This window comes from Streptococcus sp. 23.2 (assembly GCF_016648665.1).
Lineage (GTDB): Bacteria > Bacillota > Bacilli > Lactobacillales > Streptococcaceae > Streptococcus > Streptococcus salivarius_E.
Map to the genome: position 1 here is coordinate 49662 of NZ_JACLQJ010000002.1, position 11968 is coordinate 61629.

General features: G+C 40.3%; 11 protein-coding genes. 4 read left to right on the forward strand and 7 right to left on the reverse strand.

What is annotated here, in order from left to right:
* Positions 1-133 precede the first annotated feature (133 nt).
* Both H7T98_RS01570 and H7T98_RS01575 read left to right on the forward strand, forming a co-directional pair.
* On the forward strand, positions 134-2314 hold the full coding sequence (locus H7T98_RS01570) for an LTA synthase family protein (RefSeq protein WP_201061076.1): 2181 nt from the start codon (positions 134-136) through the stop codon (positions 2312-2314).
* A 171-nt stretch (positions 2315-2485) separates the two neighbouring features.
* Complete coding sequence (locus tag H7T98_RS01575) at positions 2486-2671, forward strand: hypothetical protein (protein WP_002886071.1); 186 nt, start codon at positions 2486-2488, stop codon at positions 2669-2671.
* 148 nt (positions 2672-2819) lie between these two features.
* On the opposite strand, the gene eno is transcribed toward H7T98_RS01575, so the two are convergent.
* Complete coding sequence (gene eno / locus H7T98_RS01580) at positions 2820-4124, reverse strand: surface-displayed alpha-enolase (protein ID WP_002886048.1); 1305 nt, start codon at positions 4122-4124, stop codon at positions 2820-2822.
* A gap of 205 nt (positions 4125-4329) precedes the next feature.
* Here eno and H7T98_RS01585 point away from each other — a divergent pair, with 205 nt between their 5' ends.
* On the forward strand, positions 4330-4785 hold the full coding sequence (locus H7T98_RS01585; protein WP_201061078.1) for a YueI family protein: 456 nt from the start codon (positions 4330-4332) through the stop codon (positions 4783-4785).
* 30 nt (positions 4786-4815) lie between these two features.
* On the opposite strand, the gene H7T98_RS01590 is transcribed toward H7T98_RS01585, so the two are convergent.
* From H7T98_RS01590 to ccpA, 3 genes are read right to left on the reverse strand one after another with little or no spacing between them, the layout of a single operon-like run.
* Positions 4816-5931 (reverse strand): glycerate kinase, encoded by a 1116-nt coding sequence (locus H7T98_RS01590; protein ID WP_049546186.1) that lies wholly within the window; start codon positions 5929-5931, stop codon positions 4816-4818.
* Between the two features lie 12 nt (positions 5932-5943).
* A complete protein-coding gene (locus H7T98_RS01595) occupies positions 5944-7011 on the reverse strand; it encodes an MmcQ/YjbR family DNA-binding protein (RefSeq protein ID WP_049546185.1) in 1068 nt (355 codons plus the stop codon).
* 59 nt (positions 7012-7070) lie between these two features.
* A complete protein-coding gene (ccpA, locus tag H7T98_RS01600; RefSeq protein WP_002886078.1) occupies positions 7071-8072 on the reverse strand; it encodes a catabolite control protein A in 1002 nt (333 codons plus the stop codon).
* Positions 8073-8384: 312 nt separating this feature from the next.
* Between ccpA and H7T98_RS01605 the strand changes: the two genes are divergently transcribed.
* Complete coding sequence (locus H7T98_RS01605; protein ID WP_002886210.1) at positions 8385-9467, forward strand: M24 family metallopeptidase; 1083 nt, start codon at positions 8385-8387, stop codon at positions 9465-9467.
* A gap of 99 nt (positions 9468-9566) precedes the next feature.
* Here the strand turns inward: H7T98_RS01605 and H7T98_RS01610 are convergent, their stop codons facing one another.
* From H7T98_RS01610 to smpB, 3 genes are all read right to left on the reverse strand, one after another.
* Entirely contained in the window at positions 9567-9935 is a 369-nt protein-coding gene (locus H7T98_RS01610; RefSeq protein WP_002886108.1) for a S1 RNA-binding domain-containing protein, read from the reverse strand.
* A gap of 1 nt (position 9936) precedes the next feature.
* Positions 9937-11343 (reverse strand): Cof-type HAD-IIB family hydrolase, encoded by a 1407-nt coding sequence (locus H7T98_RS01615; RefSeq protein ID WP_004182928.1) that lies wholly within the window; start codon positions 11341-11343, stop codon positions 9937-9939.
* A gap of 146 nt (positions 11344-11489) precedes the next feature.
* Positions 11490-11954 (reverse strand): SsrA-binding protein SmpB, encoded by a 465-nt coding sequence (smpB, locus tag H7T98_RS01620; protein ID WP_002885905.1) that lies wholly within the window; start codon positions 11952-11954, stop codon positions 11490-11492.
* Positions 11955-11968 lie beyond the last annotated feature (14 nt).

Here is an 11968-nt window from a genome sequence, read left to right on the forward strand (position 1 = left end):
ATTTCTGTTTCGTGACTAGATTTTATCAATTATATGTCAAGGAATATCACACTCAATGGCAGTAAATTTTTGAGAGTCATTATCTTATTTGGTATAATGATTAAGATAATATAGAATCAAAGGAAGTATTACTTTGAAAAAAATTACTGAAGCCTTTTGGAAAGGAGTTTCATCAAGACTTGGATTTATCCTCTTGTTACTCTTCTTTTACTGGCTAAAAACCATATTCGCTTATTACGTCAACATTAATCTTGAGTTGGAAAGCAGATATCAGGTTATGCTTTCGCTGATTAACCCTATTCCACTAGGATTAATGCTTCTGGGTTTAGGACTATACTTCAAGAAACGACGTTTCTTTTATAGCATTACCATTGCTATCTATGTCATCCTTAACCTCTTACTTATTGCTAATGTGATTTACTTTGGAGAGTTTACAGACTTCATCACTGTAAATACCATCCTAGCAAGTTCTAGTTCGGCAGCAGGACTAGGAGACTCAGCCAAGAACCTTCTTGAGCCAAGCTATCTTTTCTACCTGATTGATGTTCCTTTCTTCATCTATGCTGGTTTCAGGAAAAAGCTTAAATTGGACAGCAAGCCATTTAATAAACGAGCTAGTTTCGCAGTTACTGCACTATCAACACTCCTACTCTCAGTTAACCTCTTCTTAGCGGAAGTTAACCGTGGCGAGTTGTTGACGCGTGGTTTCTCAAATAACTATATTGTTCGTGCTATGGGGCTTCCCTTCTTCACAGCCTATTCTGGTAACTTAACTTATCAGGCCTCACAGGCTCGTTCATCTGCAACAGCTGAGGATATGAAAAAGGTTGAAGCTTACGTTAAAGAGCATTACGCAGCACCTGATCCTAAGTATTACGGAATTGCTAAAGGAAGAAACGTCATCGTTATTCACTTGGAAAGCTTCCAACAGTTCCTCATTGATTACAAGCTCAAAGTAGACGGTCAAGACTATGAGGTTACACCATTCATCAATTCCATTTATCACTCAAATGAAACTCTAGCCTTTTCAAACTTCTTCCACCAAGTTAAATCAGGGAAAACTTCTGATGCTGAAACCTTGATGGAAACATCTCTCTTTGGACTAAGTACAGGGTCATACATGGTAAACTATGGGGGTACCAATACAGCCTATGCTGCACCATCTATCCTAGCTCAAACAGGTGACTATACGTCAGCTGTTTTCCATGGAAACACTGGATCCTTCTGGAATCGTAATAATACCTATAAACAATGGGGTTATAACTACTTCTTTGACTCATCAGCCTTCACTGAAAAAACTGATGAAAACTCCTTCCAGTATGGTCTAAATGACAAGTACATGTTCCCAGATTCCATCAAGTATCTGGAACAAATGCAACAACCTTTCTACGTTAAATACCTTACAGTATCTAACCACTACCCATATACTTCTCTCTCAGGCGATGAAAAGGAACAAGGTTTCCCACTTGCCGAAACAAAAGACGAAACAGTCAACGGATATTTTGCAACAGCTAACTATCTTGACTCAGCAATCAAAGACTTCTTTGATTACCTTAAGGAAACCGGTCTTTACGACAACTCTATTATTGTCATGTACGGTGACCACTATGGTATCTCTGATACACGAAGCAGCAATCTTGCTGAACTTCTCGGTAAGAACCCTGAAACTTGGTCAAACTATGATAAAGCCATGCTTCAACGTGTTCCTTACATGATTCATATTCCAGGATATACTGGTGGCGGTATCTCTAATACCTTTGGTGGTGAGGTTGATGCCCTTCCAACTCTCCTTCACGTTCTTGGCGTTGACACTAGCTCTTATATCCAGATGGGACAAGACCTCCTATCTCCTGATAATAAGCAAACCGTCGCATTTAGAACCTCAGGTCAATATGTTACTCCTCAATACTCCAGCTACTCTGGTCGACTTTATAACACTCAAACAGGGGAAGAAATTACCAACCCTGACGAGACAACTAAAAAGGATAACGAAGCCATTCGTAAGGCAGTAGCAACTCAGCTTTCGATGAGTGACGCTGTTCAAACAGGTGACCTTCTTCGTTTCTATACGCCAAACGGTTTGAAGCCTGTTGATTCTAGCAAGATATCCTACACTAAACAGATGGATCAACTAAAAGAAATCAATAAAAAGCTGAAAGATAAATCAACCAGCCTCTACAAACAAAAAGGCAATAAATCAACAGCTGATCTATTCAAGACCCCATCTTACAAGGAACTACATCCTACAGAATCTGAATCGAACTCAAGTTCAAGTGAATCAGAGCCAAGTAGCTCTTCAACGGAACAACAATAAGCCTTAAAAGGCAGTCCTGTTAGGACTGCCTTTTAAGATTAAACAATTATCAATCCTACTTAACTGGAAAATCATAATCCTCATAGCAATCGCCTCAAACATATTTCTTGCTAGTTTGCTATAAGCGTGATTAAATAGGATTTGTAAGAAAACTTATAAAGGAGAACCGATATGAATCCAATGGAATTATTTAACCAAGTAAAAGAAATGATCGAAAAGAAAGATTTCGAAGCTGCTAAAAAGTTTGTCGATGAAAATAAAGATGATTTGGGCGAGTACTTCGACCAAGCCAAATCTCTTGTTTCAGGCAACGAAATGGTTAGTGGAGCTTTAGACAAGATTAAAGGTCTATTCTAAGACGAAGTCCCCTCAATCCTATTGATTGAGGGGACTTTTTATGTTTAGAGTTTCTATTTAGAGACAATGCATAACACAATCTAAGATTCTTTAGAACACAAAAAAGAGATTCCTAAGGAACCTCTTTTTATTCTATATGACTATAGAATTATTTTTTCAAGTTGTAGAATGATTTCAAACCACGGTATTCTGCAACTTCACCAAGTTGGTCTTCGATACGAAGCAATTGGTTGTATTTAGCGATACGGTCAGTACGTGACAATGAACCTGTCTTGATTTGACCAGCGTTAGTTGCAACTGCGATATCAGCGATTGTTGAATCTTCAGTTTCACCTGAACGGTGTGATACTACTGCTGTGTATCCAGCTTCTTTCGCCATTTCGATAGCGTCGAAAGTTTCAGTCAAAGTACCGATTTGGTTAACTTTGATAAGGATTGAGTTAGCAGCGTGTTCTGCAATACCTTTTTCAAGGTAAGCTGTGTTAGTTACGAAGAAGTCGTCACCAACCAATTGAACTTTACCACCAAGACGTTCAGTAAGAGCTTTCCAACCGTCCCAGTCGTTTTCGTCCATACCATCTTCGATAGTGATGATTGGGTATTTGTTAACCAATTCTTCAAGGTAGTCGATTTGTTCTGCAGCAGTACGAACAGCAGCGCCTTCACCTTCAAATTTAGTGTAGTCGTAAACTTTACGTTCTGCATCGTAGAATTCAGATGATGCACAGTCAAATCCGATAAATACATCTTTACCTGGTACATATCCAGCAGCTTCGATAGCTTTGATGATAGTTTCAACACCATCTTCAGTTCCGTCGAAACGAGGTGCAAAACCACCTTCGTCACCTACGGCTGTTTCAAGTCCACGTTCTTTAAGGATTTTCTTAAGTGCGTGGAAGATTTCAGCACCCCAACGAAGAGCTTCTTTGAATGTTGGTGCACCAGCAGGTACAATCATGAATTCTTGGAAAGCGATTGGAGCGTCTGAGTGAGAACCACCGTTGATGATGTTCATCATTGGAGTTGGAAGAACTTTAGTGTTGAATCCGCCAAGGTAGCTGTAAAGTGGAACTTCAAGGTAGTCAGCAGCTGCGCGTGCTACAGCGATAGACACACCAAGAATAGCGTTGGCACCAAGTTTACCTTTGTTTGGAGTACCGTCAAGAGCGATCATTGCGCGGTCAATACCTTGTTGATCACGTACGTCGAATCCGATGATGTGTTCAGCAATAACGTTGTTTACGTTATCAACTGCTTTTTGAGTACCAAGACCACCGTAACGAGCTTTGTCACCATCACGAAGTTCTACTGCTTCGTGTTCACCAGTTGAAGCTCCTGAAGGAACCATACCGCGACCGAATGCACCAGATTCAGTGTAAACTTCTACTTCAAGTGTTGGGTTACCGCGTGAGTCAAGGACTTCGCGTGCGTAAACATCAGTAATAATTGACATTACAATACTCTCCTTATGAGTTAAAATTTTTTACACCTATATATTACCATAATATCAAGGCTTAAGCAAATTAAAACCAGAATTTTCTAGCGATTTTCTATTTTTTAATATTTTCAATTATTTTTGAAAATCTCAGAAAACGACTCAAATGAAAAGGAATTCAAAATATTGTATAATACAAGTAGAAAACTAACAGGAGATTCCTATGACTTCACTTGAAAACAAAGTGCTCCAATGCGCTAATGGCGAAAAACGCCTTAATCCCGATGAACTTCGTCAGTATTTTGGAACCTATGCGGAACGTGTAGTCCTAGCTGTTCTATTGGAAAATGCTGAAAAGAAAACTGTAATTGACCATTTTCCGCAGATTTTAAAAGACTTGCAAGCCGTTTACCCAAATCTTAGTCTCAAGCTATCGCCAAAATTAGCTGACCAGATACAATTTACCTATATCAAAACTGCTCAAGCACTCAACATTTCAGCTACTATCGTGGACGAGGCCAAGGCCCATTCACCATACGGTCTTATTGTACATAGTAATCAAGCAGAGAACCTTGATAAAGTGTTATTTTCAGAGCTCTATCCTGATATCCTTGCTCCTAAAGAAACTGAACCTGTCACTGAAAAAAAGGGATTTTTTGCTAAACTATTTGGAAAATAAAAGCTGACGCAGAGTCAGCTTTTTCTTATATCACAATGTTTTACTGAGCTTGATGAGATTCCCAATATTGAGTCCTGTGCGATAGAGATTCTCCTTAGCGGTAGCTAAAACTTGGTCTAACTCTAATACTTGTCCAATAATAGGGAAAGCAGCTGAGATACCTGCTACTGGAAAATCAGGCAAGTCATCCTTCAAACTACCACAGATAGCAATGACGGGAATAGCTGATGGTGTCCGCCTAGCCACCCCGACTGGTGCTTTACCAGACAAGGACTGGCTATCCATACGTCCTTCACCAACTATGACCAAATCAACTCCCTTCGCACGTTGATCAAAATCAACGCAATCAAGTACAAAGTCAATCCCTGATTTAATTTCTGCGCCTGCAAAGCCTACTAAACCCGCTGCCATGCCTCCTCCGGCTCCTGAACCAGCCAGTTTTAAAACCTCAGGAGCAAAGTTTTCGTAGAATTGTGTCATGTCTTGGTCAACCTTTTTAAATTGTGAAGGAGCTAGGCCTTTTTGTCCACCAAAAATATAGGTCGCTCCATCTTGACCACACAAGGGATTATCTACGTCAGTAATCAGATGAATAGTAACACCAGACAAATCAATCTTATTTTCAGAGGATACCTTTTTAATAAGACCAAGATTAGCACCTATTGGCTCAAGCTCCTGTCCCTGAGAGTCATAAAAACGATAACCCAATCCATATGCCATACCAATACCACCATCATTGGTAGCAGACCCACCTACGCCTATGATAAAATCTCGGATGCCAGATTGAACCAAATGAACAATTAGTTCACCCACGCCTTGTGTCGTTAGAGCTAGAGGATTTCGTTTATCCTTAGGAATCTGTTCCAAACCACAAATCGCAGCCATTTCAAAAACGGCAGTCTGGCCATTGCTGGCAAAAGAAACACTTCCATCACTTGTATAGGCATGAGGAATCTCGATACTTTTCTTCTCAAGATTTAGATTTTCAGCAAGAGCATCTAAGGTGCCCTCGCCACCATCACCTATTGGCATGAGGTCAAACTCAGTGTCGGGTAAGGCCTTTTCAAAGCCCAATTTAAGAGCTAAGGCGACCTCTTTTGCAGACAAACTTTCCTTAAAGGAATCAGGTGCAATCAAAATTCGCATGATGTCCTCCTTCTATTTTTCTTTTAGGTAAGGGGATAAGGACTGAACTAACTCATCTGTCATATGTCTTGGACCTCGAACCGTTTTGATACCTAAACTCTTTAGTCTATCACTGTCAAATTCGGTGTCATTAAAGGTGTATAAGGGTTTAATCCGCATCAACTCCTTAATACTCGCCTCTTCACGATAACCTTGATTAGGGATATTCGCTTCTAAAACCTGACAGAGGTAACGGATGGCCTTGGTAGGTGCCGTAATATAGATAGCCACCAAATCTCCCTTTTGCATACTAGCTTTCTGTGTCCAAAGAATCTCCTCATTTGCGGAGAACTCCTCTCCAATATCGTAGTATTTCAAATTTACCGGGATAATCCAATAATGAGGCTCAAAATCCTTTCTAAGATGTTTTGGGGCCACTAGGGAGCGACTGTCACTAAGAAGTTCAATAATGGTTTGGTCCGACAATGTCTCGTCTAAAACAAGACTAATCCAGGTCTTCTTGGACATATGGTAGCTAGGAAAAACCCCATCCATTTCCAAGAGCGTATCCATTTGCTTTGGATTAACCTTCAGGTTAACCACATCATAAATTAAATCCGCCTTTTCTCCATCAAGCCCTAGTTTTTCTCCCTTAAGAGGAAAAAACAAGGCATACCATTTACCATCAAACCTAAAGGACAAATAGCTTGGTTCCTTTTCGAAAGGATGGTCTGCTTGGTCTGAAAATTCTTGAACTAAAAACTGAGCTAGGCGATTAGCTTGTGGAGATGAGAACAATTGATTTTCATAACAAGAATCAGCTAGCTGTGAGAGAAGTTCTCCATAAGCTTCTCTGACTTGACCAACGTAAGTTCCAGTGGCCTGAGGACTCCTGAAGATATCATAAGGCTCATCAAGATCGATATCAACAACCTGTCCCGTCAACTTACCTTCTAAATCAATAAGCAATCGAGCTTCAAGTTCATCAGCTATCAGTTTTTTTCTGAACTCGTAACCTTGCTCAGTAGTAGTAAAACCAAAAGGCTCTAGGCTATCCTGTTTTAGGATCTTCTGTTTAAAATAAGCATCCTCAAAAGTCATTGGTTCTCCCTTTTTCTAAAAAAGAGAAGTTGAGACAAACTTATGTCCCAACTCCTTTTTTATTTTGTTGACTGACGTAAGGTAATACCGTGATTAAGAATAACATCTTTTTCTTCAAGTTCTTCCTTATTCATGATTTTAGTCAACATACGCATGCTAACTGCCCCTAAATCATAGAGAGGATGATTAATACTAGAAAGGTTTGGACGTGTATAGCTTGTAATTGGTGAGTCATTGCTTGTGATGATTTCGAAGTCTTCTGGAACTGATTTACCTGCAGCAAAGAGGCCATTCAAGAGACCTGCAGCCAATTCATCTTCTCCAACATAGGCAGCAGTGGCACCAGAGTTCAAGACACGTTGTGCTAGATCAAAGCCATCTTTATAGCTATATTTAGCTTCAAAGACTAGTCCTTCATTGTAGCGCAAATTATTCTTTTCAAGTCCAGCCTTATAACCAGCTAGACGGAGCTTGCCATTAATATCATCAATTAGTGGCCCTGATACAAAGGCAACCTTTTCATTATTCTTGGCAAGCTGTGTTATAGAATCCTCAACGGCAGCTTTATAGTCGATGTTAACACTCGGTAATTGGTGTTCGAGGTCCACTGTTCCTGCTAGGACAATCGGCGTACGAGTACGGGAAAATTCTGCACGAATTTTTTCCGTCAAGTGGTAACCCATGAAGATGATACCGTCTACTTGTTTGGCAAATAGAGAGTTAATCACGGTAACTTCGTGATCGTCATTTTCATCACTAGATGCAAGAACAATATTATACTTGTACATGGTTGCAATATCATCAATCCCCCTTGCTAAAGTAGCAAAATAACTATTAGCAATATTTGGGATGACAACTCCTACAGTAGTGGTTTTCTTACTCGCCAAGCCACGCGCAACCGCATTTGGACGGTAATCCAAACGATCAATGACCTCAAGCACTTTTTTTCGGGTGTTTTCTTTTACATTTTTATTTCCATTTACCACACGAGACACAGTCGCCATCGAAACACCTGCTTCACGCGCAACGTCGTATATAGTAATTGTTTCATCAGTATTCATAAAAACACTTCCTTTCTCATTTTACGCTCACTTATTCATTCTAATTGTATCAGATTCTGAAAACACTTTCAATTATTTTGACTGATTTTTTACAAAAAAATGAAAGGGATTCCTTCTTTATGGTTACGAGGAAGAAAGCCATTTCAGAAAAAGGCCTCTCATTTCGTGTTTCCAAGACTATCCATCGCTTACAAAACTAGCCTAAAAAAGTCTCAATGAAAGTAAATGATTTAATGAAAAGCCAAAAAACAACTTGCATTTTCCCTATAAAAGTGACAGAATGAGTGTAAGAAATACAAAGGAGTTTTTTCTATGTCTAAACTTGATCGCATTCGTCATTTTTTGAATGAAAATAAAGCAGGGCTAGCTATTGTTTCAGATCCTGTAACTGTCAATTATCTTACTGGTTTTGATTGTGACCCACATGAACGCCAAATGTTCCTCTTCGTCTACGAAAATCGTGAACCTGCCCTCTTTGTTCCTGCTCTTGAGGTTGCACGTGCCTCTGCTGTACTCGACTTCCCAGTCTTTGGATATGTGGATTCTGAAAATCCATGGCAAAAAATCAAAGCTGGCCTAGCAAGTACAGACAGCCCTATTATTTATGCAGAGTTTGACAATCTCAATGTGACTAAGTTCCAAGGATTGCAAACGGTCTTTGATGGTCGCTTTGAAAACTTGACACCATTCATTCAAAAAATGCGCGTTATCAAGTCAGCTGATGAAATTCAAAAAATGTTGGTTGCCGGTGATTATGCTGATAAAGCTGTTAATATCGGTTTCGACAATATCTCTCTCGACGTTACTGAAACAGACATCATTGCTCAAATCGAATTTGGCATCAAACGCTTGGGCTATGAAATGAGCTTTGAAACTATGGTCTTGACTGGTAACAATGCAGCCAACCCACACGGCATTCCTGGAAGCAACAAAATTGAAAAAGATGCTCTTCTTCTCTTCGACTTGGGCTGTATGGTAAATGGCTATGCTTCAGATATGACGCGAACAGTCGCTGTTGGAAAACCCGATGATTTCAAAAAAGAAATCTACCACTTGACTTTAGAAGCTCAACAGGCTGCCCTAGATATGATTAAACCAGGTGTAACTGCCAGCGAAGTCGATGCTGCAGCACGTAATGTTATTGAAAAAGCTGGTTACGGCGAATACTTCAACCACCGCCTCGGACACGGTATCGGAATGGATGTGCATGAATTCCCTTCTATCATGGAAGGAAATGACTTGGTAATCGAAGAAGGAATGTGCTTCTCTGTTGAACCAGGTATTTACATTCCTGAAAAAGTTGGTGTTCGTATCGAGGACTGTGGTTATGTGACAAAAGATGGCTTTGAAGTCTTCACACACACACCAAAAGAATTGATCTATTTTGATGTCTAATTAATAAACATGGGTCTTCAATTAAATTGAAGATCTTTTTGTTTGTAGCCAAATCGAAAACACCAAAAAAGCCGACTCATTGAGAGTCAGCTTTTTTTGCTATTTTTCCTCATGCTCTTGTCTAAGATAGTCAAGTCCTTCTTCAATCCATCCTGGCATTGCTTCTGCCAAAGGTTTAAAGCCATAGTTCAAACGACTATCTGAGAAACGATGACGATGAGGGATTTTATTTTTTTCTTCCTCAAGGGTTCTCAAAGAAAGACTGGCCTTTTGTGTAAATTCATCAAAATCAACAACTTGAACCAAGACCTCCTGGTCTACCTTGAGGGTATTGTAGATGTTGTCGATATAACCTGTCTTAATCTCCGAGATGTGAATCAAGCCTGTGGTACCATTTTCCAATGAAACAAAGGCACCGTAAGGCTTGATGCCTGTGATAACACCCCTAAGCTTGTCTCCAATTTTCATCTTAGTCTGCTACCTCAACTGTTTCAATCACAACATCCTCAAGTGGCTTATCTTGAGCTCCAACCTCAACATTGGCAATCTCATCAAGCACCTTGTAAGAGTCTTCATCCACCAATTGACCAAAGACTGTGTGACGACGGTCTAGGTGAGGTGTTCCACCATTTTCAGCATAAGCTTCCGCGATTGGTGCTGGCCAACCACCACGTTCGAGTTCCTTTTTAGCATAAGGAATTTCAGGCGTTTGAACGATGAAGAACTGGCTACCATTAGTATCTGGTCCAGCATTGGCCATAGAAAGCGCACCACGGAGGTTATAGAGTTCTTCAGAAAATTCATCCTGGAAGCTACCACCGAAACTTGACTCACCACCCATACCAGTACCAGTTGGGTCACCACCTTGAATCATAAAGTCCTTGATAATACGGTGGAAAATCACACCGTCATAGTAGCCACTCTTGGCCAAATTGACAAAGTTAGTAACTGTTAATGGTGCATGATCAGGGAAAAGTTTGATGACCAAATCACCATGGTTTGTTTTAATTGTTACGACTGGACCTTCTACTGCATCCAAGTCAAGTTGTGGGAAATGAAGTTCTTTTTCTACCAATCCGAGTTCCTCCAAGGCATTGAAAATGCCATCTTCTTCTACTGTTCCTGTAACGTAATCTGCTTTTTCTTTCAATTCTGGTGTAGCGTTACCCATGGCAATCTTAAGTCCAACATAGTCAAAGATTTCCATATCGTTTGGACCATCACCAAACATCATAGCATTGACCGGTTTAAGGTTTTCGTGCTCCAAGACATGCTCGACACCAGATGCTTTTGAGATACCATTTGCTACGACGTCAGAGGAGTGTTCGTGCCAAGGCACCAAGCGGACATGTGTCGCAAGTTCTTCTGGTAACTCAAGCTCACCATCATTTTCCGCAAAAGTCCACATATGGTAAACATCGTTCGACAAGTGGAAGTCTGGCTCCACATCACAAAGACCATAGACTGGTTTCATAGCATCATCAATCAAATCTGAACGCTCAGAAACAACTGGCTTATCCTTACCAGCAAAGCCCCAAGCAATCCCAATCTCCTTGCACCAAGCAACAAAGGCTTCTGTAACCTCACGAGCTAGGGGCTGGTTATAAATTTCTTCGCCTTTTCGATTAATCACATAAGTTCCATTGATGGTTACAAAATAATCGGGCTCTAAGTCTCGAATGTCCTCAACGACACCATAGTAGCCACGTCCTGTGGCAATCCCCGTCAAAATTCCTTTTTCTTTAAGCCCTTTGAAAACAGCCTTAATAGACTCAGGAATGTAGCCTGTCTTTTTGACACGAAGGGTGTCGTCAATGTCGAAGAAAACAATCTTTGTCTTCTTGGCCTTGTATTTTGTTTTAGCATCTACTGGCATCGCTAATCTCCTTTACAGTATCACGTCCAGAGTTAGGTATATCTGCTATCCTAACTAAAGACCGTATGGTACTCCCATTATATCATGTCTTAAAGCCAAAAACAAAAAATCATCTAGGACTATAGCAGTCTTAGATGATAGGCGTTTTAACGGTTAACACTCTTGATAATACGTTTAATATCACGTTCTTGTTCACGACGTTTGATAGACTCACGTTTATCGTAATCGTGTTTCCCTTTGGCAATACCAAGCAATACCTTGGCAAAACCGTTTTTTAGGTACACCTTAAGAGGAACCAAGGTCATTCCTGTTCCCTTAAGGTCATTTTGAAGTTTGGTGATTTGCTTCTTCTTAAGCAATAATTTTCTCGTACGGTCTGGATCTTGATTCCAAATATTACCTTGCTCAAAAGGAGCAATATGAACATTGATTAACCAAGCCTCACCGTTCTTGATTTGGGCATAGCCATCTTTTAGTTGGATGCGTGCCGCACGAACGGATTTAATCTCCGTCCCTGTTAGCACGATACCTGCTTCAATAGTATCAACGATACTATAGTCATGTCTAGCCTTTTTATTCTGAGCAACAACATTGCCTTCACCCTTTGGCATAGCAGTCCCTCCAT

What these genes read in the sequence shown, in the direction of transcription:
- H7T98_RS01605 (WP_002886210.1), top strand. Translation starts at nt 8,385, where the DNA reads ATGTCTAAACTTGATCGCATTCGTCATTTTTTGAATGAAAATAAAGCA.
- H7T98_RS01590 (WP_049546186.1), bottom strand. Translation starts at nt 5,931, where the DNA reads ATGCGAATTTTGATTGCACCTGATTCCTTTAAGGAAAGTTTGTCTGCA.
- H7T98_RS01575 (WP_002886071.1), top strand. Translation starts at nt 2,486, where the DNA reads ATGAATCCAATGGAATTATTTAACCAAGTAAAAGAAATGATCGAAAAG.
- eno (WP_002886048.1), bottom strand. Translation starts at nt 4,124, where the DNA reads ATGTCAATTATTACTGATGTTTACGCACGCGAAGTCCTTGACTCACGC.
- H7T98_RS01595 (WP_049546185.1), bottom strand. Translation starts at nt 7,011, where the DNA reads ATGACTTTTGAGGATGCTTATTTTAAACAGAAGATCCTAAAACAGGAT.
- H7T98_RS01585 (WP_201061078.1), top strand. Translation starts at nt 4,330, where the DNA reads ATGACTTCACTTGAAAACAAAGTGCTCCAATGCGCTAATGGCGAAAAA.
- ccpA (WP_002886078.1), bottom strand. Translation starts at nt 8,072, where the DNA reads ATGAATACTGATGAAACAATTACTATATACGACGTTGCGCGTGAAGCA.
- H7T98_RS01615 (WP_004182928.1), bottom strand. Translation starts at nt 11,343, where the DNA reads ATGCCAGTAGATGCTAAAACAAAATACAAGGCCAAGAAGACAAAGATT.
- smpB (WP_002885905.1), bottom strand. Translation starts at nt 11,954, where the DNA reads ATGCCAAAGGGTGAAGGCAATGTTGTTGCTCAGAATAAAAAGGCTAGA.
- H7T98_RS01610 (WP_002886108.1), bottom strand. Translation starts at nt 9,935, where the DNA reads ATGAAAATTGGAGACAAGCTTAGGGGTGTTATCACAGGCATCAAGCCT.